The 19778-nt window shown below is 67.8% G+C and carries 21 protein-coding genes and 1 other RNA gene; 8 read left to right on the forward strand and 14 right to left on the reverse strand.

Annotated elements, in window-relative coordinates:
* Positions 1 to 252: 252 nt before the first annotated feature.
* From ssrA to AC07NN_RS13240, 3 genes are all read right to left on the reverse strand, one after another.
* Positions 253 to 617, reverse strand: a transfer-messenger RNA (tmRNA) gene (gene ssrA, locus AC07NN_RS13230).
* Between the two features lie 5 nt (positions 618 to 622).
* On the reverse strand, positions 623 to 862 hold the full coding sequence (locus AC07NN_RS13235; protein ID WP_494641403.1) for an Atu4866 domain-containing protein: 240 nt from the start codon (positions 860 to 862) through the stop codon (positions 623 to 625).
* Entirely contained in the window at positions 859 to 1011 is a 153-nt protein-coding gene (locus tag AC07NN_RS13240; protein WP_494641405.1) for a hypothetical protein, read from the reverse strand. The genes AC07NN_RS13235 and AC07NN_RS13240 overlap by 4 nt, the downstream gene beginning before the upstream one ends.
* A 186-nt stretch (positions 1012 to 1197) precedes the next feature.
* Between AC07NN_RS13240 and AC07NN_RS13245 the strand changes: the two genes are divergently transcribed.
* Complete coding sequence (locus tag AC07NN_RS13245) at positions 1198 to 2106, forward strand: AraC family transcriptional regulator (protein WP_494641947.1); 909 nt, start codon at positions 1198 to 1200, stop codon at positions 2104 to 2106.
* Positions 2107 to 2112: 6 nt separating this feature from the next.
* Here the strand turns inward: AC07NN_RS13245 and AC07NN_RS13250 are convergent, their stop codons facing one another.
* A complete protein-coding gene (locus AC07NN_RS13250) occupies positions 2113 to 3054 on the reverse strand; it encodes a hypothetical protein (RefSeq protein ID WP_494641407.1) in 942 nt (313 codons plus the stop codon).
* 208 nt (positions 3055 to 3262) lie between these two features.
* Between AC07NN_RS13250 and AC07NN_RS13255 the strand changes: the two genes are divergently transcribed.
* Positions 3263 to 3922, forward strand: a complete 660-nt coding sequence (locus AC07NN_RS13255; RefSeq protein ID WP_494641409.1) for an aquaporin — start codon at positions 3263 to 3265, stop codon at positions 3920 to 3922.
* On the opposite strand, the gene AC07NN_RS13260 is transcribed toward AC07NN_RS13255, so the two are convergent.
* The 5 genes from AC07NN_RS13260 to AC07NN_RS13280 all read right to left on the reverse strand — a co-directional run bounded on the left by AC07NN_RS13260 (position 3900) and on the right by AC07NN_RS13280 (position 8053).
* Positions 3900 to 4757, reverse strand: a complete 858-nt coding sequence (locus AC07NN_RS13260; RefSeq protein WP_494641411.1) for a hypothetical protein — start codon at positions 4755 to 4757, stop codon at positions 3900 to 3902. The two genes, AC07NN_RS13255 and AC07NN_RS13260, sit on opposite strands and share 23 nt — an antisense overlap.
* 3 nt (positions 4758 to 4760) lie before the next feature.
* Complete coding sequence (gene ilvN, locus AC07NN_RS13265; protein WP_494641413.1) at positions 4761 to 5318, reverse strand: acetolactate synthase small subunit; 558 nt, start codon at positions 5316 to 5318, stop codon at positions 4761 to 4763.
* A 49-nt stretch (positions 5319 to 5367) separates the two neighbouring features.
* Complete coding sequence (locus tag AC07NN_RS13270) at positions 5368 to 7173, reverse strand: acetolactate synthase 3 large subunit (RefSeq protein ID WP_494641415.1); 1806 nt, start codon at positions 7171 to 7173, stop codon at positions 5368 to 5370.
* 103 nt (positions 7174 to 7276) lie between these two features.
* Complete coding sequence (locus AC07NN_RS13275; protein ID WP_024265762.1) at positions 7277 to 7324, reverse strand: hypothetical protein; 48 nt, start codon at positions 7322 to 7324, stop codon at positions 7277 to 7279.
* A 243-nt stretch (positions 7325 to 7567) separates the two neighbouring features.
* Positions 7568 to 8053 (reverse strand): CinA family protein, encoded by a 486-nt coding sequence (locus tag AC07NN_RS13280; protein WP_494641417.1) that lies wholly within the window; start codon positions 8051 to 8053, stop codon positions 7568 to 7570.
* A gap of 129 nt (positions 8054 to 8182) precedes the next feature.
* On the opposite strand from AC07NN_RS13280, the gene AC07NN_RS13285 reads away from it, so the two are divergent.
* Positions 8183 to 8716 (forward strand): hypothetical protein, encoded by a 534-nt coding sequence (locus tag AC07NN_RS13285; protein WP_494641419.1) that lies wholly within the window; start codon positions 8183 to 8185, stop codon positions 8714 to 8716.
* On the opposite strand, the gene miaA is transcribed toward AC07NN_RS13285, so the two are convergent.
* Complete coding sequence (gene miaA, locus AC07NN_RS13290; RefSeq protein ID WP_494641421.1) at positions 8703 to 9596, reverse strand: tRNA (adenosine(37)-N6)-dimethylallyltransferase MiaA; 894 nt, start codon at positions 9594 to 9596, stop codon at positions 8703 to 8705. The two genes, AC07NN_RS13285 and miaA, sit on opposite strands and share 14 nt — an antisense overlap.
* On the opposite strand from miaA, the gene serB reads away from it, so the two are divergent.
* Positions 9577 to 10455: a phosphoserine phosphatase SerB gene (gene serB / locus AC07NN_RS13295; RefSeq protein ID WP_494641423.1), complete on the forward strand. Its 879-nt coding sequence runs from the start codon at positions 9577 to 9579 to the stop codon at positions 10453 to 10455. The two genes, miaA and serB, sit on opposite strands and share 20 nt — an antisense overlap.
* The gene (locus AC07NN_RS13300; RefSeq protein ID WP_494641425.1) at positions 10452 to 11117 is read left to right on the forward strand and encodes an HAD family hydrolase; all 666 of its coding nucleotides are present in this window, start codon (positions 10452 to 10454) and stop codon (positions 11115 to 11117) included. Before serB ends, AC07NN_RS13300 begins: the two co-directional genes overlap by 4 nt.
* Positions 11118 to 11238: 121 nt before the next feature.
* Here AC07NN_RS13300 and AC07NN_RS13305 read toward each other — a convergent pair whose 3' ends face one another.
* Both AC07NN_RS13305 and AC07NN_RS13310 read right to left on the reverse strand, forming a co-directional pair.
* Positions 11239 to 13575, reverse strand: coding sequence for a putative bifunctional diguanylate cyclase/phosphodiesterase (locus tag AC07NN_RS13305; protein WP_494641427.1), 2337 nt, complete (start codon positions 13573 to 13575; stop codon positions 11239 to 11241).
* A gap of 7 nt (positions 13576 to 13582) precedes the next feature.
* Complete coding sequence (locus AC07NN_RS13310; RefSeq protein WP_494641429.1) at positions 13583 to 14200, reverse strand: cupredoxin domain-containing protein; 618 nt, start codon at positions 14198 to 14200, stop codon at positions 13583 to 13585.
* A 192-nt stretch (positions 14201 to 14392) separates the two neighbouring features.
* On the opposite strand from AC07NN_RS13310, the gene AC07NN_RS13315 reads away from it, so the two are divergent.
* The 3 genes from AC07NN_RS13315 (at position 14393) to AC07NN_RS13325 (ending at position 16956) form a co-directional block, all read left to right on the forward strand.
* Positions 14393 to 15271, forward strand: a complete 879-nt coding sequence (locus AC07NN_RS13315; RefSeq protein WP_494641430.1) for a DUF3034 family protein — start codon at positions 14393 to 14395, stop codon at positions 15269 to 15271.
* A 12-nt stretch (positions 15272 to 15283) separates the two neighbouring features.
* The gene (locus AC07NN_RS13320) at positions 15284 to 15784 is read left to right on the forward strand and encodes a group I truncated hemoglobin (protein ID WP_494641432.1); all 501 of its coding nucleotides are present in this window, start codon (positions 15284 to 15286) and stop codon (positions 15782 to 15784) included.
* 71 nt (positions 15785 to 15855) lie between these two features.
* Complete coding sequence (locus AC07NN_RS13325; protein ID WP_494641434.1) at positions 15856 to 16956, forward strand: Mrp/NBP35 family ATP-binding protein; 1101 nt, start codon at positions 15856 to 15858, stop codon at positions 16954 to 16956.
* 60 nt (positions 16957 to 17016) lie between these two features.
* On the opposite strand, the gene AC07NN_RS13330 is transcribed toward AC07NN_RS13325, so the two are convergent.
* Both AC07NN_RS13330 and AC07NN_RS13335 read right to left on the reverse strand, forming a co-directional pair.
* Positions 17017 to 18315, reverse strand: coding sequence for an outer membrane protein transport protein (locus tag AC07NN_RS13330; RefSeq protein ID WP_494641437.1), 1299 nt, complete (start codon positions 18313 to 18315; stop codon positions 17017 to 17019).
* Between the two features lie 243 nt (positions 18316 to 18558).
* Positions 18559 to 19464 (reverse strand): SDR family NAD(P)-dependent oxidoreductase, encoded by a 906-nt coding sequence (locus AC07NN_RS13335; RefSeq protein ID WP_494641439.1) that lies wholly within the window; start codon positions 19462 to 19464, stop codon positions 18559 to 18561.
* Positions 19465 to 19778: the final 314 nt, after the last annotated feature.

Consider the following 19778-nt stretch of genomic DNA (forward strand, 5'->3'; position numbering starts at 1 on the left):
GATCGCAGGATGCGCAACCGTTTGCGGCCGTGCGTGCGGCGGTCCCGGCTCGGCGGCTCGCAAGCGAGCCTGGGCCGGGATGACAATTTTCACGGAAGGCAAAGTGGAGGGATTCTGTTGGCAGGCTCCCCCATGCCTTCTCGAAAGAGAGGAGGGAGCCTCGGCGATGTGGAGGAAAGTGGAGGGATTCTGTTGGCAGGCTCCCCCATGCCTTCTCGAAAGAGAGGAGGCAGCCTCGGCGATGTGGAGGAAAGTGGAGGGATTCTGTTGGCAGGCTCCCTCCGGGCCCCGCCTAGGGATCTGAACCCCTAGGACTTAAGAGGCGAATTCACCTGCACCGCATTACGCGGCGACGGCGAACTCTTCAGCGAAGTTATCGTTCGCATTTAGAAAAATGACCCGAAACGGTGGATCAAGCCGAGAGAAAGCAGACACCTTTACACGTCTGTCGATGCTGATCGGCCCCATGCAGTCCCATGATAACTTGGGAGAGATTGGTGGAGCCGCCGGGAATCGCACCCGGGTCCAGTCCGCTTATTACGTGCGCGTTTATCCCCATAGTTCGGCCGAAGCCGGACGTTTCCAATATAGGGGCTTCGTCCAGCCAATGGAAGGGAAAGGGTCAGGCTGTCCCCAGGCTTAGACGACCGTCCACCAGCGTGCCGCTGATGACCGCGCCGCGATCCTCGAACAGTTTCAGCGTCTCGCCGACCAGGATGTACGAGCCCGTGAACACGTCGGCGAAGTCGTCGCGGGTCTCGATGAAGCGGCCGTCGGCGCGCAGTTCCAGGCTGATATGGCCGTCGGGAGAGGTCCAGACGCCGGCGACCGGGATGTGGGGAACGATGGCGGACATCATCATGGGGCGATCCTCCAGGCGGTGGCGGCAGGGGCGGGGGACATCGAAGGGAGCACGGCGGTCGCGGCGGTCAGCGCGGCCGTCCCGCCCAGCAAGGCGGCGACGAACCAACGCGGAGCCGTCACGCCGCCTCGGGGCGTGTAGCGTCTCATCACGAGCTCTGATTTTGGGAGTTGCCGCGTCGGGGAGCGGAACGAGGCCACTATGGGGCGCTGGGCCGTCCAGCCGGTAGATCGATGCTCCGGCATGATTGCACGAAAATCCAGAACCGAACGCCGTCGCGTGACGGAGGATCGTGCAAGGCTTACAAATAGCCTCACCCACACAATGGAAATCCCCTGAGCACCCGCGAGGCGCTTAAGGCGCTGATTGAACGATTCACGCCGGACGAAGGTCCGCTGGAAACCTGCTGCCCCAGGGTCAACCTGTACCGGGCCAGCCAGACGACGCAGCCGGTGCACGGCGTGCACGAGCCGTCGTTCTGCGTCCTGGCCCAGGGCCGCAAGCGCGTCTTCGTCGGCGACGTCATGCACGAGTACGACGAGCGCAACTACTTCCTGTCGTCGATCGACGTGCCGGCGGCGGGCCAGGTGGTCGCCGCCTCGCCCGAGGAGCCGTACCTCAGCTTCCGCATCGTGCTGGACCCCAACCTGATCAGCGAGATGATCATGGAATGCGGCTTGGCCACGCGCCTGGACGCTGCCGCGCCGCTGGTCGGGGGCATGTCAGCGGGCGCCATGACGCCGCCGCTGTTCGACGCCGTCTGCCGGATGGTCAGCCTGACCGACTGTCCCGACGACGCGCCGGTGCTGGCCCCGCTGATCGAGCGCGAGATCCTCTATCGCCTGCTGACCGGCGAGCAGGGCCCGCGCCTGGCCCAGATCGCCCGTCGCGATGGCCGCCTGCGCCAGGTCAACCGCGCCATCGGCTGGATCAAGCGCCACTTCGACCAGCCGTTCAGCATCGAGGCCGTGGCCGAGGAGGCGCGGATGAGCACCTCGGCCCTGCACCAGCACTTCAAGGCCGTGACCTCGCTGTCGCCGCTGCAATACCAGAAGCAGATTCGCCTGCAGGAGGCGCGCCGTCTGATCATGGTCCAGCGCCTGGACGCCGCCACGGCCGGCCACACGGTCGGCTATGACAGCCCCTCGCAGTTCAGCCGCGAATACGCCCGCCTGTTCGGCGCGCCGCCGTTGAGGGACGTGGCGCGCCTGCGCGATCAGCCGGAGCAGATGGCGGGGGCCTGAACCCCGCTACTGCAGTGTTCCGGTCAGGGCGTAGGGGATGTTGATCCCCTGAACAGAGCCGGCGATGTCGCAGCGGCCGGAGTAGATCCAGCCGGCGCGCCCCATGTACGAGCACATCAGCTGATCATAGCCCGGGGTGCCCGGGCTCTGGCTGTAGGCGCGTCCCGCGTTGATGGTGTTGGCCGGTATCGGGGCGAAAAGATTGCCCTGCTGGCCCGCGACCCAGTTAGGGGCTCCCGAGACCAGGGTGAGGAACTGGATGTTCTGCGTCGCCAGCTGGGGAGCGCCGAACAGGACGCCGTTGCAGGCCGAGCCGTCCCACCACCCCGACCAAAGGCGGTTGGAAGCGTCGTTCCCTCGGCAGATCGGGACGTTGGGCGCGGTATAACTGGTCACCACGTTCGCCGGCGGCGCGGCGGCCGAGGTCCAGGTGTAGATGGCGGGCGTGGGCGTGGGCGTGGGCGTGGGCGTGGGGGTAGGCGTAGGCGTTGGTGGCGTCGGCGTCGGCACGGGCGGCGCAGCCGGCAGGTCAGCCCAGCGGATCACGGCCTTGTTGTCGGACTGACCCCAGACGGTGATGGTCTGGGCGGCTGGATCCACGGTGATCTTGTAGACATAGCGCGCGCCGGCCATCGAGACATTGCGCAGGATCGCGCCGGACGGGCCATAGGTGACGATGCCGAACGCCATGCGGTTGTCGGTGTAGCTGTAGGCCCAGGTCGTCGCGCCCTTGTATTGGATGACCCAGCAGTTGGGTGTCATGCCGCCGTTCACGGAATTGGGCGTGCAGGCCGCCCACATGCCGGCCGGTTGCGGCGGCGCGGAGCCGCGCGGCAGCTGCACCGCCTGCGGCGTGTCCTGGGCCTGGGCGGCCGAGGCGGCGCACAGGGCGCCGGCGCCGATCAGGGCGGCCTTGAAGACATGAGCGATAGTGCGTGAACGGGTCATGGCGCCTCTCCCACAGGGGTCATGGCGCTTCAGATACCGTCGTTACTCAAAATGGGCTGTGCGTTGCGTCACATCCCCGTCAACTTCGGAGGCTCGGCGCGAGGCGCATGGATCAGAGTACAAATATTCCAAGACTCAAAGAAAACCTGCATGGTTCAGCTGGCGAGCAATCAGAAGCTCGTAGCAACACGGTAGGGGAGGCGTTGGAATGTCAAAAATTGTTGCCGAATTCATCGGGACCTTCGCTCTGGTTCTATTTGGCTGTGGCGCGGCCGTGCTCGGCGGAGACCATGTTGGCCAGCTGGGCATCGCCCTGGCCTTTGGTTTCGCGATCATCGCCTTGGCTTACGGGATCGGCCCGGTCTCGGGTTGTCACGTCAATCCGGCCGTCAGCCTCGCCGCGTTTGTAGCCGGGCGGATGAGCGCCAAGGAGATGGTGCTCTACTGGCTCGCCCAGTTCGCCGGCGCCTTGGCTGGCGCGGCGGTCCTCGCCTGCATCGCCGGGATGTCGCATGGCCTGGGTCAGAACGGCTGGGGACCCGGCTATCTGGGCGCCTATTCGCTGCACGCCGCCTTCGTGTTCGAGGTGGTGATGACCGCCCTGTTCGTCATCGTCATCCTGGGCGCCACCGGCGCCGACGCCGCGCCGGGCTTCGCGGGCCTGGGCATCGGCATCGCGCTGGCGGTGATCCACATCGTCGGCATCCAGGTGACCGGCGTCTCGGTCAATCCGGCCCGCAGCTTCGGGCCGGCGGTCCTGGTGGGCGGACAGGCGCTGGCGCAGCTGTGGCTGTTCTTCGTGGCCCCGGCGATCGGCGCGATCCTCGGCGCGCTGCTCTACCGCTTCAAGGTCCTGAAGGTGGGCTGACGCTCTCGGACGGCCCTTCTGGAGGATTGTCCGGCGGTATCGGGACCGCCGGCGGCTGCGGTCGGTTGCTCTCGCCCGGGATCAACCGGCCGCCCGAGCCGATCAGCGACTGATAGGCGGCGGCCTGCCGCGAGAAGTCCGCCCCTCGGGGCAGCACGGCGTCGAAGCGCGGGTCGCGGCCCGCTGCCGCGCCTATGGCCGCCGACAGGACCCCAGCGATCGAGCCGACTTCGGCGTCGTCGCAGGCGCGGCGCAGGTGACGGGCTTGGCCGGGCGCCAGCAGGGTCACGTCCCAGGAGACGCCGTCGACGCAAAGGGCCGAGACCGCTCCGCCGCCGTAATCGACGATGACCGAGCGCGGCTGGCCCCACGCCGGATCGGCGGTCAGGGCCTTCAGCGGTGTGATCTGGGAGGCCGCTAGCTCGGCGTCGATATCGACCCGGCGGCCGATCTCGGGCGTGCAGCAGCCGAGGCCAGCGCGGGCCTGGACGAAGGCGCGGCCGTCACGGCGCAGGGTGACGCGGACCACCGCCTGGCGCACGCCGCGCGCGGGCCGAGCCCAGACCTCCAGGATCAGCTCGCCGCGCTTGAGCACCTGGCTCTGCAGCGGCTGCAGGCCCCACAGGCGGTAGAGCAGGGGCTCGACGCCGTTGTCGATGGGAATGGGGCGTTCGTCGCGGCCGAGGCGGCGATTGTAGAGTGGCTCGAGTTCGGGCGGCGGCCGGGGAACCTCCGGCGACCACCAGGTCGCTGGGTCCGAATACGGCGCTGGCGGCGCGGCCTGCTGGACGGCGGCGAGGGCTATCCCCGCGATCAGTCCGGTCAGGCCGCTCATCCGCTACATCCCTTCGACGCCCCGCTCGATGGAAAGGACGCCCGTGCGGGAAAGTTCCACCAGGCCCAGCGGGCGCATCAGGTCGAGGAACTTGTCGATCTTGGACGGCGCGCCCGAGATCTCGAACACGAAGCTTTCCAGCGTGGTGTCGACGGGCTTGGCGCGGAAGATCTCGGCGATGCGCAGGGCCTCGACGCGGTCGGGACCCGAGCCGCGCACCTTGACCAAGGCCAGTTCACGCTCGACGCCGTTCGGGTCGCGGGTCACGTCGTGCACGCGGCGGACGTTGACCACCTTGTTGAGCTGAGCCTCGATCTGCTCCAGCACCTGGCGCGTGCCGCGGGTCACCACGGTGATGCGGCTGGTGTGGGCCTTGCGGTCGGTCTCGGCGACCGTGAGGCTCTCGATATTGTAGCCCCGCGCGGCGAACAGGCCGACGACGCGGTGCAGGACGCCCGGCTCGTTGTCGACGAGGAGGGCGAAGGTGGCGGTCTGCTCGGCCTGATCCTTGGGGCTAAGGTCATAGGCCGAGGCGGGGGCGGGTTGGACGTTGGCGGTCATGGATCGCTTCTATGCCAAAGGGTAGGGAAGGGCGAGGGCGTGGCGCGCCTTACACCAACCCCGCGCCGTCCTCGCCGATGACGTTCCCGATGTCCTCGACCTCGCCCATGATCATCTCGTTGTGGGCCTTGCCCGAGGGGATCATCGGCAGGCAATTCTCGTGCTTCTCGACGCGGCAGTCGAAGATCACCGGCTTGTCGCTGTTGATCATCTCCAGGATCTTGCCGTCCAGCTCGGCCGGGTCCGAGCAGCGGATGCCGACCGCGCCATAGGCCTCGGCCAGCTTCACGAAGTCGGGCAGGCTGTCCGAATACGAGTGGCTGTAGCGCTCGCCGTGCAGCAGCTGCTGCCACTGGCGGACCATGCCCATCCATTCGTTGTTCAGGATGAAGATCTTGACCGGCAGATCGAACTGGATCGCGGTCGACAGTTCCTGGATGCACATCTGGATCGAGGCTTCGCCGGCGATGTCGACGACCAGCGAACCGGGGTGGGCCAGCTGCACGCCCAGGGCAGCGGGCAGGCCGTAGCCCATGGTGCCCAGGCCGCCCGAGGTCATCCAGCGGTTCGGCTCCTCGAAGCGGAAGAACTGCGCGGCCCACATCTGGTGCTGGCCAACTTCGGTCGTGATGTAGACGTCCTTGTCCTTGGTCAGCTCGTACAGGCGCTCGATGGCGTACTGCGGCTTGATGACCGTCTCGGAGCGCCGGTAGTTCAGGCACTGGCGGGCGCGCCACTGGTCGATCTGGGCCCACCAGTCGGTCAGGGCGGCCTTGTTGGGCTGCATGTTCGCGGCCTTCCAGGCGGCGATCAGGTCTTCCAGCACCGAGCCGGCGTCGCCGACGATCGGCAGGTCGACGCGGACATTCTTGTTGATCGACGAGGCGTCGATATCGATGTGGATCTTCTTGCTGCCCGGCGAGAAGGCGTCCAGGCGGCCGGTGACGCGGTCGTCGAAGCGGGCGCCGACGCAGATCATCACGTCGCAGTCGTGCATGGCGTTGTTGGCTTCGAACGTGCCGTGCATGCCCAGCATGCCCAGCCACGCCGGATCGGCGGCCGGGAAGGCGCCCAGACCCATCAGGGTCGAGGTGACCGGCGCGCCGGTCAGGGCCTGGAACTCGCGCAGGGCTTCGCTGGCCTTTGGACCCGCGTTGATGACGCCGCCACCGGTGTAGAAGATCGGCCGGCGAGCGCCCGCGATCATCTTCACCGCCTCGGCGATGCGGTTGGCGTCGCCCTTGGTCTTCGGCGCGTAGGCGTGGCTCGAGGCCACTTCCGTCGGGCCGTAGTATTCGCCCTTGGCGAACTGGACGTCCTTGGGGATGTCGATCAGCACCGGGCCCGGACGGCCGGTGGTGGCGATCTTGAAAGCCTCGTGGATGATCTGCGGCAGGTCGCGGACGTCTTTGACCAGGTAGTTGTGCTTGGTGCACGACCGGGTCATGCCGACCGTGTCGGCTTCCTGGAAGGCGTCGGTGCCGATCAGGTGGGTCGGGACCTGGCCGGTGATGACGACCATCGGGATCGAGTCCATCAGGGCGTCCATGATGCCGGTGATGGCGTTGGTCGCGCCGGGGCCCGAGGTGACCAGGACGACACCCGGCTTGCCCGAGCTGCGGGCATAGCCCTCGGCGGCGTGGGTCGCGCCCTGCTCGTGGCGGACCAGGATGTGCTGCAGGCGCGGCTCGTGGAACAGCGCGTCATAGATTGGCAGGACCGCGCCGCCCGGATAGCCGAACAGGACTTCGACGCCCTGGTCCACGAGGCCGCGAACCACGATCTCGGCGCCGGTCATGGCGCGATCTGCGGTGTCTGCGGGAGCGGTGCTCTCGATGGTCTGATGGGCGGTCATGGGACGGATCCGATGGGGGAAAGGCGGGAAAGGCGAAGCTGAAAAGAAAAAAGGTCCCGAAGGACCTTTGCGCGCGCGACCGAGCTACGACGTGACTTCTAGGTCACCCCGCGAACGGCCGCTCCATAAGTACGATCATGGTTTTGCGCACGAGTCTTGCTCCAAAGCTACGGAACGGGTCATGACATGCGCCAGATAGGGCGTCAAGGCGCTCTTTGCCGCAAGGATGTGCCTTTGCGGCGTGGTGTGACATCACCGGCGCCGTGCCCTGAAGAGGCAGTTTTGCCCCGTGAAGGTCACGCGCCTGAAAGGTCAGACGCGTCGAGGGGCGATGGCGCGCGCATTTCTCACCGCATTGGCCGGCGGGCCTGGGCGAAACCCTGCGGCGAAAGGCCTAGACTTCCAGGGTCTTGGCCAGCAATTCCAGCGCTGCGACGGCGAAGGCCTGCATGTTGGCGGCGCGCTGGGCGCTGCCGGTCTCGAGCGTGGCGCTGACCGAGGTCTCCTCGCCGACGACCGCCATGCAGCAGTGGCCGGGCGCGTCGCCGTAGCGGTTGCCGTCGGGCCCGGCCGCGCCAGTTTCGGACAGAGCCCAGGTCGCCTTCAGGTTCTTGCGGGCCACTCGGGCCAGCATGACGGCGTAGGGTTCGCTGGCCGAGCGTAGGCCGTCCATGGCCTTCTGCGGGATGTCCATCAGCGTCAGGCGGGCCCGCGCCGTGTAGACGACCGCGCCGCCGACATAGAACTTCGACGCGCCCGGCACGGCCAGCAGCGCCGCCGAGATCAGGCCGCCGGCCGAGGACTCGGCGATGGCGACGGTCTCGCCGCGGGCGATCAAGCTGGCGGCGACGCGTTCGGCGAGGGCGTTGAGGTCGGACATGCGGAGTCTCTCGGATTGAGCCTTCTCCCATAGGGGCAAGAGGCCGGCGCGCAAACCCGATCCATCCAGGCTATCGCCAAGATTGAGCGAACATGCTCACCATGGCCAAGCTCAACCTTGGAGACCTTCGTGCTGGACCAAGCCGCCCCACCGCCGACTACGCCGCCCGCTGCGACAGCGCCCGCGCCAGCGGCGCCCCAGCCGCCGACCCTGCAACGGCTGGCCCCGATCGCGCAGAAGGCCCGGCCACTGACGCTGGCCAAGGGCGGCCGCACCGAGAACGCGGTGGTCCGCTACCAGATGTTCCTACGCACGGTGGCCAAGCCGGGACCAGTCGCGACGGTCGAGGGCGTCGCCGTCAGCGCCATCCCGTGCGCGTGGAGCGTCGACTCCTACCTGCAGAAGGAGATCTGCTTCTATTCGATGACCGGCATGCTGGCCTGCGCCGACGAGGTCACCACGATCCTGCGGGCCACAGACACCGGCCAGACCGAGCTACCCGCAGGCGCGGTGTGCGAGGTTCTGGCCAAGCCGGTCATGGAAGCCGAGGAACGGGTGATCGCCGCCTTGGACCGCACCAAGGAGCAGGTGTTCGACGAGGACTACACCCTGATCGTCAAGCCGCAGCTGCTGAAGAGCGGTGTCACCCTCACGGAACGCTGATGCGCTCCCAGTCCGGCGTCTGGTTCCGGAACCAGGTCAGCTGGCGCTTGGCGTAGCGGCGGGTCTCCTGGCGCGCGGCGTCCAGAGCCTGGTCCAGGGTGGTCTCGCCGCGCAGGTGGGCGGCGAACTCGCGATAGCCGACGGCCTTGAGGGCGGGGAGGGACGGGTCCAGGCCCCGCGTCTCCATGGCCCGCACCTCGTCCAGGGCGCCTTGCTCGACCATCACCGACAGGCGCGCGTCGCAGCGGGCGTAGAGGTCGGAGCGCGGCGGATCGAGCACGACACCTTTCCAGCTGCCGGGCTGCAGCGCCGGCTTTGTGTCGGTCTGCCATGAGGTCAGCGACTTGCCGGTGGCGACCGCCACGGCGTGGGCGCGGACCAGACGCTGGCGGTCGCCGACCTCGATCCGGGCCTCGGCCTGCGGGTCGAGCGGCTTGAGGGTCTCGCGAAACGCTTGCTCGCCGCGGGCGGCGTAGAGCAGGCCGGAGATCTCGCGCTGGGTCTCGGGCACGGGCGGCACGTCGGCCAGGCCGTGGGTCAGGGCGCGGAAATAGAGGCCGGTGCCGCCGACGATGATGGCCGGATTGCCGCGCGCCGCGATTTCGGAGAGCGCCTTGGTCGCCGCCTCCAGCCAGCGGCCGACCGACCAGCCGACAGCGGCGTCGACGACTTCGAACAGATGATGCGGGGCGCGGACGACCTCTTCCGGCGACGGTCCGGCGGTCAGGACGCGCAGGCCTGCGTAAATCTGCATGGAGTCGGCGTTGACGATCTCGCCACCGGTCTTCTCGGCCAATTGCAGCGCATAGGCTGACTTGCCGCTTGCGGTCGGGCCCGCGATCAGCCAGATGCGGGGCGCGATGTCCGAACTCTCCAACATTCCGACCGTCCTCACCGTCGTTGGGGCGAACCCCGACGCATACGCACAAGCCGTTTCGCGCGTCGAAGCCAGGCTGTCCAGCCGTCGCGAGGAGCTCGGGCCGCTGGCTTGCGACTTCTTCGTCGAAGGCGGGGACATCGAAGGGGCCAAGGCCGATCTCGCCGACCTGGCGGTCGACTTCGCCGTGCAGCCGGCAGCCAACCGCAAGAAGCGCCTGCTGATCGCCGACATGGATTCGACGATCATCAACGTCGAATGCCTCGACGAACTGGCCGACTTCGCGGGCGTCAAGGAGCAGGTCTCCGAGATCACCGAACGCGCCATGCGTGGCGAGCTGGCTTTCGAAGGCGCCCTTCGCGAGCGGGTCGGCATGCTGAAGGGCCTGGGCGTCGAGGCTCTGCAGACCTGCTACGACCAGCGTGTCCAGCTGAACCCGGGCGCCGAGATCCTGGTCCGCACCATGGCCCAGCACGGCGCGCGCTGCGCCCTGGTCTCGGGCGGCTTCACCTTCTTCACCAGCCGGGTGGCCGAAGCGGCGGGCTTCCACCTGAACCGCGCCAACACCCTGATCGAGCTGGACGGGGCTCTTACGGGGCAGGTCGGCGATCCGATCCTGGGCAAGGAAGCCAAGCTGGCCGCGCTCAACGAAGAGACGGCGGACCTGGGCGTGACCCCGGCCGACGCTTTGGCCGTCGGCGACGGGGCCAACGACCTGGCGATGATCGAGGCCGCCGGCCTGGGCGTGGCCTATCGCGCCAAGCCGATCGTGGCGGCGCAGGCCGACGCCAAGGTCGATCACACCGACCTGACGACCTTGCTCTACTTCCAGGGCTACAGGACCGAGGAGTTCTACAAGTGAGCTTTCCCCGCCGCGTAGAGGCCGTCGTGTTCGACATGGACGGCCTGCTGCTGGACACCGAGATCGTCTATCGGGCGGCGATGATCGAGGCGGGGACCGTGTTCGGCGTCCATTTCACCGGCGAGACCTATGCCGCCATGGTGGGCAAGACGACGCCCGAATGCGGCGTGATGCTGCGCGAGATCTACGGCGACGACTTCCCGGTCCAGGCCTATTTCGAGCGCGTCTGGGCCGACGTCGAGGACCTGCTGGAAGCCGAGACCAAGCTGAAGGCCGGGGTGATCGAGATCCTCGACTATCTGGACGACCTGGGCCTGCCGCGCGGCATCGCCACCTCGAACGGCATCGTCGCGGTCGAGAAGTATCTGGGCCGCTTCGACCTGCTGCGCCGCTTCAACGCGGTGGTGGCCAATCACGACGTCACCAGGCACAAGCCCAACCCGGACCCGTATCTGGAAGCGGCGCGCCGCCTCGGCGTCGACCCGGCCCACTGCCTGGCGCTGGAAGACAGTCACCCCGGCGTCCGCGCCGCCCACGCGGCCGGCATGATGACGGTGATGGTGCCCGACATCCTCGATCCCAACGAGGAGATGCACGACAAGTGCGTCCACATCGCCGACAGCCTGCACCATGTGCTGGACCTGCTGAAGGCGTCGATTTGAATAGGTCTGCTCCCTCTCTGGGGGAGCTGTTGCGGAGCGACTGAGGGGGCCATCTCGGCATGGGCTGTGTTGCCCCCTCCGGCCCTTCGGGCCACCTCCCCCGAAAGGGGAGGAGATCAAATCACGCGCTCTTGCGTGTCTCGTCCTCGACCGGCAGGTCGATCGACCATTCGCCCAGGAATTCGACCAGCTTGTCCAGGCTCATGGGCTTGGCGATGTGGTAGCCCTGGGCCAGGTCGCAGCCCATCAGTTGCAGGGCGGCCAGGGCCTCGCGGGTCTCGACGCCCTCGGCGGTGACCTTCATGCCCAGGCTGTGGGCCAGGTCGACCGTCGACTTCACCAGCAGCGCGTCCTTGCCGCCCGACTGCAGGGTCATGACGAAGGCCTTGTCGATCTTCAGCTCGTCGGCGCGGATCTGCTTCAGATAGGCCAGGGACGACAGGCCCGAGCCATAGTCGTCGATCGAGACCTGGATACCGGCCTCGGCCCAGCGCGCCAGCACGGCCAGGGCGGCCTCGGGGTTGCCGATGACGGCGGTCTCGGTGATCTCGAAGCACAGGCGCGCTCCGGCGGCCCGGATCTGGGCGATGGCGTGTTCGGCGAACTCGGCGTCGTCGACCAGGCGGCCGGAAATATTGACCGACATGACGACGTCGTGGCCCGCCTGGCGCAGGCAGGCCTGATCCTCGATGGCCTGGGTCAGGACGTAGTCGGTGAGGGCGCGGATGTGGCCGGTCTCCTCGGCCATGCCGACGAACAGATCGGGGGCCAGGAAGCCGCGCGTCGGGTGGTTCCAGCGGGCCAGGGCCTCGACGCCCGTGATCTGGCCGTTGCGCAGGTCCAGCTTGGGCTGGTGGTTGAGGAAGAGGTCGCCGTCGCGGACCGCGGCCAGCATCTCGCTCATCAGGGATAGGTTCGCGGCCGGATCGCCATAGGCGACGGGGTCGAAGGCCATGATCTTGCGATGGGCGGCCCGGGCCTGGTCCAGCGCGATCAGGGCGCGCTCGATCAGGCGGCCGGCGTCCAGTTCGTCCGCCGAGATCGCGGCGATGCCCTGGGTGATATGGACATCGACGGGCTCGCCGCCGATCAGGATCGGGGCCTCCATCCGCGGCAGCACCTCTTCGATGACGCCGAGCAATTGCTCGATGTTCTCGGTCGCCGAGACCACGCAGAGGATCGAGGTCGTCAGGCGGCCGACCATCACGCCCGGCGCGATCTCGAAGATGCGCTCGCCCAGCTTGGCGACCAGCTCGGTGGCCTGCTCGTAGCCGATGGCGGCACGCACCTGCGGGAAGCGGTCGAAGCCGACGGCGCCGATCACGACCTGTTCGCCGGGTCCGATCTCGGCCAGACGCATGTCGATCGCGCGCTCCAGGGCGCGGCGGTTGGGTAGGCCGGTTTCACCGTCGTGCAGCGCCTGGCGGATCATGTCCGCCTCGCGCTCGCGGATCTCGCTGGCCATCAGGTTGAAGCTTTCGGCCAGGCGGCCGATCTCGTCGCGGGTGGTGACCTCGACACGGACGTCCTCGCCGCGCTGCAGGCGCCGCGCGGCCACGTCCAAGGCGGTGATCGGCTTGGCCAGGCCCCGCGACAGCGCCCAGCTGGCGGCGGCGACCAGGGCCGCGCCGATGAGGCCGGCCACGATCACGGCGGCCATCAGGGGCTGATAGGGCGCCATGGCCTGGGCCATCGGATAGCGCAGCACCAGGGCCGCGCCGTTGGCTTTGTCCAAGGCCTTGATCGGCTTGACCAGCACCAGACTGTCGGCGCCGCCGCGCAGCATCGTCGGGGCCAGCATCTTGTCGCGCATGGCCTTGCCGACGAAGACGGCGAGGGCGGTGTTGGCCGGGCCCTTGTCGGCCGAAATCCATTGCTCGCCGCGCTGGTCGAAGACCTGGGCGTCCAGGCCGATGGCCGAGAGCTTTTCCAGGGCCTGCATCTCGTGCTCGTCCAGCTTGGCGGCGAAGACGATCCAGCCCGTCAGGGTCGGCGACATGATCGGCGCGGAGATCAGCTGGTAGGGCTTGCCGTCGATGGCGAACACGCCCTGGGCGCCGTCCTCGGCGTCGAGCGCGCTCCACAGCTTCTCGACATCGAGGCGCGCCGGATCGAAACCCACGACATCGCCGTCGACGCCGACGGTGAAGGCCAGGTCTAGGCCCATGCGCTCGCGCAGGTTGGTGATGGCCGACTCCACGGTCGGGCGATCGTGGGTGGCGACGGCGGCGCGGAAGCCGAAGTCGCGCGACAGCAGCTCGGCGCCGTCATGCAGGCGTTGGGTGCGCAGCGCCCAGACGCGATCGAACACCGTGCCGGACGCGGCCAGTTCCTGGCGCACGGCGCGCTGGGCGTTGCTGGTGATCGCCACATAGACCGTCACCGCGACAAGGCTCAGCGCCAGGGCGAAGAGCCCGGCGTAGAGGACTGTCAGCTTGGTCTGGAGGCGTTGGAACATCGGCGGGTCAGTGTCCCGCCGGGGCGCGAAGATCGACCGACACCTGCTCGCGAACCGCGCCGGCGCCGACGCTGGTGGTCGAGAGGGTCTTCTCGTTCTTCATCGCGCGCATGTACGGATGCCAGACCCGAGCCACGACCGCGCCGGCCGGGACGTCCTGGATCGTGACCACGCCGTTGGCGTCGGTCTTGCCGGCGTACTGGGTGTCGACCACGCGGATGAAGCCGACCATCTGGTCGTGGATGTTGCAGCCGATCGCCGCCGCGCCGACCGCGTTCATCTTGGCGGTGCGGTTCTCTTCGTGGCCGTACAGCTTGATCTCGAACTTGTTACCCGGCGAGAACGAATAGACGTGGTGGCGAACCTTATCGAGGTTCGGGAAGGCCACGTCCGCGCCGACCGGGACGATCAGCATGAACGGCGTGAACTGGATGTTCTGCTGGGCCACGCGATAGGGCCAGGGGAACTTGATCGGGCCCTTGCTGGGCTGACCGTTCGGATAGACCGTCACCACCGCGTCCGGCACGGGCTTGCCGTCGGCGCCGCGCACGGTGACGGTGAAATCACCGGCCCACGCGTGTCCGCCCCAGAGCGCAACCATCAGAAGTAGTGCGACGTATCTCATCAGATTTCTCCTAACGCGACCCGAGTGAAATGCGCGTTAACGTAGCGGTCCGGGTGCGGCGCGCGGTGCGACACCTGTTCCGGGTTTCCAGATCTACTTGGAAACAGTCTGTAAAACCTTTGCATACCAAGTTCCGCGCATCCGATGCGGGAAGTAAGGGGCTCGTCATCGGCTCTCTAGAAGGGGGCTACGATGCGAACTTCACGCGCGGCGATCGCCGTGTTCCTGCTGGCGCTGAGCGGCGCGGCCAGCGCCCACGCGGGCGAACTCGAAACCGGCGGCAAGCTGCTTCTCACCCATGGCGTCAGCGCGGTCGAAGGCGGCGCGGGCGGGGGTCTCTCGACCTGGGCGGTGATCGCCGGCAACGAGACCGACCACGGCATCGGCGGCGAGGTCCATGGGACCTATGTCGACGTCAAGAATTACAAGCTGCGGGCGTTCGGCGGGGCGGTGGGTTTCCACGACCGCGTCGAACTGTCGGCCACGCGCCAGGAATTCGACACCGGCGCGACCGGCGCGAAGCTGGGCCTGGGCAAGGGTTTCACGTTCAAGCAGACGGTGCTGGGCGCCAAGGTCCGCGTCCTGGGCGACGCGATCTACACCCAGGACAGCTGGATCCCGCAGGTCAGCGTCGGGGCCCAGTACAAGGACAACAACCAGGACGCCATCGTCCGCGCCGTCGGCGCCAGGAAGGATAGCGGCGTCGACTTCTATGCGGCGGCCACCAAGGTGCTGCTGGACAAGTCGCTGGTCCTGAACGGCACGGTCCGTATGACCAAGGCCAACCAGACGGGCCTGCTGGGCTTCGGCTCGGCCAAGGACGGCGGCTACAAGCCCCAGTTCGAGGGCTCGGCCGGCTGGCTGATCAGCAAGCGCCTGGTGGTCGGGGCCGAGTACCGCACCAAGCCCAGCAACCTGGCCTTCGCCAAGGAAGACGACTGGAAGGACTTGTTCGCCGCCTACGCCGTGAACAAGCACCTGTCGGTCACCGCCGCCTATGTCGACCTGGGCGACATCGCCACCTTCAAGAACCAGCGCGGGGTCTATCTCTCGCTGCAAGCCGGCTTCTAGGAGCGCGCACCGATGAAAAAGACCTTCGTGCTCGCCGCCTGCGCGGCTCTGACCCTGACCGGCTCGGCCTTCGCCCAGGACGCCGTTCCGCCCGGGGAGAAGCCGGTGGACGCCTACAAGCAGTCGAACGCCAACGCCGGTGCGACGCCAATCACCGATCCGGCGGTGTGGAAGGCGTTCCACGGCAAGGACGGTGTGGACCGCATCGTCGAGACCATGGTCGAGCGCAATTTCGCCGACCCCCGGATCAAGGACTTCTTCGCCGCCGCCGACAAAGTGCGCCTAAAGCGAACCCTGAAGGAGCAGTTCTGCTACGTCCTGGGCGGCGGCTGCGACTACACCGGCAAGGACATGAAGAGCTCGCACAAGGACCAGGGCACGACCAATCGCGACATGAACGCCCTGATCGAGAACCTGCAGTTCGCCATGGACAAGGAAGGCGTGCCGTTCGCCGCCCAGAACAAGCTGCTGGCCAAGCTGGCCCCGCAGCAGAAGGACATCGTCGAGCGCTAGGCGGCCCCGCGGACTTGTAAAACCCGACGGTCACGCGGATATGAGGCGCTCCTGAACGGAGGCCTATGCCCGTGACCGCTACCCTCGACGACGCTCGCGTGGCGCTGGACCGTATCGCCGACCCGGCGAGCGGGCAGGGGCTGGTGGCGGCCGGCCTGGTGCAGGGCCTCGTCGTCCGCAATGGCCGCGCCGGTTTCGTGCTGGAGGTCCCGGCCAGCCAGGCGGCGACCTATGCCCCCGTCCGCGAGCTGGCCGAGCGCGCCCTGGCCGCGCTGCCGGGGATCGAGGTCGCCCAGGTCGTGCTGACCGCCCAGGCCGCCGAGGGCGCGACCCGGGTGCGCAAGGGCGCCAAGGTCACCGAGGACCCGCAGGCCCGCATGGTCCCGCCGCCCGAAGCCGAGAAGCCCGCCCACGTCCGCCACGTGATCGCCGTGGCCTCGGGCAAGGGCGGGGTGGGCAAGTCCACCGTCTCGACCAATCTCGCCGTCGCCTTCGCGAAGATGGGCCTGCGCGTCGGCCTGCTGGACGCCGACATCTACGGTCCTTCGGCCCCCAAGATGATGGGCGTCGATGGCGACCCGCTGTTCGTGGACAACAAGCTCCAGCCCCTGGAAGCCCATGGCGTGAAGCTGATGTCGATCGGCTTCATCGTCGACGAGGGCAAGGCGATGATCTGGCGCGGGCCGATGGCCTCGTCGGCCGTCCGCCAGATGATCCATGACGTGGCCTGGGCCTCGGAAATCGCGCCGTTGGACGTGCTGGTCGTCGACCTGCCGCCGGGCACGGGCGACGTCCAGCTGACCCTGGTGCAGAAGCTGCGCATCGACGGCGCCGTGCTGGTCACGACGCCCCAGGAGATCGCCCTGATCGACGCCCGCCGGGCGGCGGCGCTGTTCGAGAAGACCGCCACGCCGATCCTGGGCCTGATCGAGAACATGGCCTTCTTCGCCGATCCCTCGACCGGCGCCCCGATCCCGATCTTCGGCGAGGGCGGCGGCGTGGCCGAGGCCGAGCGCCTGGGCGTGCCGCTCTTGGGCCGCGTGCCGCTCGAGATCGCCGTCCGTATCGGCGGCGACCAGGGCGTGCCGGCGGTGATCTCCGAGCCGAAGGGCCAGGCGGCCGAGGTGTTCGCGGGGGCGGCCAGGGCCCTCTGGAAGACCATCGGCGACTAGATGCAAAAAGCCCGCCCGGATCGCTCCGGGCGGGCTTCTCGTTTCAGTGATGCGCCAGGCTTAGAAGCCGAAGCGGGCGCCCACGGCCAGGACCACGGCCGAGCCCGTCACGTCGCCGCTGAGGCGGGTGGTCGAGCTGGTGGCCGTCGTGTCGGTGCGGGTGATCTTGGTCTCGTCGAAGCTGATGTAGCTGATCGCCGCGTCGAGGTTGATGCTGTCCGTCGCGGCCCAGGTGGCGCCGGCGGCGTACATCATGCGGTCGCCGTCCGGAACGCGGGCGGTGCGGCCGACGTCCGGGGTCGGGGTCGGGTCGTACTGGACGCCCGTACGCAGCGTCAGGCGGGGCGAGACCTGGTAGTCCACGCCGGCGGCATAGGTGGTGACGTCCTTGTAGTTCTGGACGCTGGTCGAGCCGCCGCCCGGGAAGCTGACGCGGATGGCGTCGAACTCGCCCCAGCCGACGCGGCTGACCGAGGCGTTCAGGGTCCACTGATCGTTCACCGCCCAGCGGGCGCCGACATTGGCGATCCAGGGCAGGGTGATCTTGGCCTGGCCGGCGACCGAGAAGTTGTTGGCGGCCGGGATCGGGGCCAGCAGGCCGGCGACCGTGACCTGGCCCTTCAGGGTCTGGTCGATCTTCGAACGATAGCTGGCGCCGATGGTCAGGGCCTTGGACGGATGGATCTGGGCGCCGACCGTGTAGCCATAGGCCCAGCCGTCGCCCTTCAGGGCCTGCGAGCCGTCGGCCTGCAGCGGCGAGATGTTGGGCAGGGCGTTGGTCAGCTTGGCGTCGGCGTAGAGGGCCGTGACGCCCACGCCCAGGTCGATCATGTCGTTGACGCGATAGGCGACGACACCGTCGACATTGACCGTGCGCAGCTGCGACTTCAGGGCGTCGTAGCGGGTCCAGCTGTCGGCGTTGTACTCGGTGGTGAAGTTGTATGGGGCGGCGATCGAGACGCCGACCGACAGGCGGTCGTTGATCTTGAAGGCGGCGCCCGCGTTCGGCACGACGCCGTCGTTGATCGGGTCATAGGCCGTGGCCGCGCCGCCGATCGGAGTGGTCAGGCCGGCCGGCGGAACCGGGCGGGTGATGGTCGAGCCGGTGTTGGCGACCTTGGAGTTCACCTGGACGGCGTTGAGGCCGAAATAGCCTTCGCTGCGCGCGATGCCGGCGATCGAGGCCGGGTTCCACCACAGGCTGCCGACGCCCTTGTCGGCGACTTCGCCGGAATAGGCGCGGCCCGTGCCGCGCACCGACTGTTCCTGGAGGTAGAAGGCCGAAGCGGAGGCCTGGGAAGCGGCGGCGAGCGCCAGCAGAGCGACGCCGGCGGCGAGGCTGGTACGCGAGAGGGACATGATGACTTAGCGACCTTCTGGGGGAGGAGAAGTCCGCCGAGCGCCCGAGGTTGTTCCTTCTTGGCGCTCGAGGAGCGCCGCCTTTAACGCATCCACTCAGATAGCGTTGCTATTAATTGATCGACCGGTGAATTTTGTCATCGATGTAAAAGAAACGGGGGCGCAAGGCCCCCGTATCAATCGTCGTTATGTCAAATCTTGCTCGAACAAAGATATTCGAGGCGATCTGTTCTTTCCGTAAGGTCAGCCGCCGGCCATCTTGCGGAAGAACTTCTGGCCCTGTTCGCCGCCGTTGAAGTAGGCCTTCTGTCCCGGCTCGGCCGTGATCTGGTCCCAGCTGTCGCGGACTTCCTCGGCGGAGAGGCCGCCTTCGCCCAGATAGACACCTTCGGTCTCGAAGATCCGCGACAGGGCGAAGGCGCCCGCGCCGGCGGTCAGGATCGCGCCGGTCGGCGCTTCCTCCGAGCACAGATAGACGACGCCCGGGGTGACGTATTCCGGGGCGAGCTTGGCCAGCACTTCCGGCGGCATCAGGCCTTCGGTCATGCGGGTCGCCGCGACCGGGCTGATGGCGTTGATCTTCACGTCGTTCTTGGCGCCCTCGAGCTTGAGGGTGTTCATCAGGCCCAGCACCGCCATCTTGGCCGCGCCGTAGTTGCTCTGGCCGAAGTTGCCGTACATGCCCGACGACGAGGTCGTCACGACGATGCGGCCGTAGTTCTGGGCCTTCATGATGTCCCAGACCGCCTTGATCGGCTTGAAGGTGCCGAACACGTGCACCTGCATGACCAGCTCGAAGTCGGCGAGCTCCATCTTGGTCAGGGTCTTGTCGCGCAGGATGCCGGCGTTGGCGACCAGGATGTCGATGCGGCCCCACTTGTCCATGGCCGTCTGGACCATGTTCGCCACGCCCGCGTCATCCGTCACCGAGGCGCCGTGGGCGATGGCTTCGCCGCCGAAAGCTTCGATTTCCGCGACGACCTTCAGGGCCGCGTCGGACGAGCCGCCCGAGCCGTCGACGCTGCCGCCCAGGTCGTTGACCACGACCTTGGCGCCGCGACGCGCCAGCTCCAGCGCGTGCTGTCGGCCGAGGCCCCCGCCGGCGCCCGTCACGATCGCCACCTTGCCGTCGAAGCGGATGTCCGCCATGCCGAAGTCTCCCTCAAACGCGTGTTTGGTTTTGCCGTGTTGTGCGGCGCGGGAGAGGGGAGGTCAAGGCTTGCCGCTCGCGCACGGGTTTTCGACTTCACGCGGTCGGCCGCTGAAGCAAGGAAAGGGAAGCGGAGCGCCCGGGCGACGCCCGGAGTGTGAGTTTGTGATTACCGTTTCGACGAAGCCGAGCGCCCCGCGTAGCCGTTATCCGATGAGCCCTCGACGCGCGGGGTCTTAACCCGCTTCCGAAGGAGGCCCCCGACAGGCGGGCCGAGGCGACGAACCCCGGTCCCGGAACGCCCGGGCGATTT

It is taken from the genome of Caulobacter sp. GW821-FHT09H08 (assembly GCF_059415885.1).

Bases quoted from the DNA above. Each gene is read 5' to 3' on its own strand.
- AC07NN_RS13235 (WP_494641403.1), bottom strand. From the start codon at position 862: ATGATGATGTCCGCCATCGTTCCCCACATCCCGGTCGCCGGCGTCTGG.
- AC07NN_RS13240 (WP_494641405.1), bottom strand. From the start codon at position 1,011: ATGAGACGCTACACGCCCCGAGGCGGCGTGACGGCTCCGCGTTGGTTC.
- AC07NN_RS13250 (WP_494641407.1), bottom strand. From the start codon at position 3,054: ATGACCCGTTCACGCACTATCGCTCATGTCTTCAAGGCCGCCCTGATC.
- AC07NN_RS13255 (WP_494641409.1), top strand. From the start codon at position 3,263: ATGTCAAAAATTGTTGCCGAATTCATCGGGACCTTCGCTCTGGTTCTA.
- AC07NN_RS13260 (WP_494641411.1), bottom strand. From the start codon at position 4,757: ATGAGCGGCCTGACCGGACTGATCGCGGGGATAGCCCTCGCCGCCGTC.
- ilvN (WP_494641413.1), bottom strand. From the start codon at position 5,318: ATGACCGCCAACGTCCAACCCGCCCCCGCCTCGGCCTATGACCTTAGC.
- AC07NN_RS13270 (WP_494641415.1), bottom strand. From the start codon at position 7,173: ATGACCGCCCATCAGACCATCGAGAGCACCGCTCCCGCAGACACCGCA.
- AC07NN_RS13280 (WP_494641417.1), bottom strand. From the start codon at position 8,053: ATGTCCGACCTCAACGCCCTCGCCGAACGCGTCGCCGCCAGCTTGATC.
- serB (WP_494641423.1), top strand. From the start codon at position 9,577: ATGTCCGAACTCTCCAACATTCCGACCGTCCTCACCGTCGTTGGGGCG.
- miaA (WP_494641421.1), bottom strand. From the start codon at position 9,596: ATGTTGGAGAGTTCGGACATCGCGCCCCGCATCTGGCTGATCGCGGGC.
- AC07NN_RS13305 (WP_494641427.1), bottom strand. From the start codon at position 13,575: ATGTTCCAACGCCTCCAGACCAAGCTGACAGTCCTCTACGCCGGGCTC.
- AC07NN_RS13310 (WP_494641429.1), bottom strand. From the start codon at position 14,200: ATGAGATACGTCGCACTACTTCTGATGGTTGCGCTCTGGGGCGGACAC.
- AC07NN_RS13315 (WP_494641430.1), top strand. From the start codon at position 14,393: ATGCGAACTTCACGCGCGGCGATCGCCGTGTTCCTGCTGGCGCTGAGC.
- AC07NN_RS13320 (WP_494641432.1), top strand. From the start codon at position 15,284: ATGAAAAAGACCTTCGTGCTCGCCGCCTGCGCGGCTCTGACCCTGACC.
- AC07NN_RS13330 (WP_494641437.1), bottom strand. From the start codon at position 18,315: ATGTCCCTCTCGCGTACCAGCCTCGCCGCCGGCGTCGCTCTGCTGGCG.
- AC07NN_RS13335 (WP_494641439.1), bottom strand. From the start codon at position 19,464: ATGGCGGACATCCGCTTCGACGGCAAGGTGGCGATCGTGACGGGCGCC.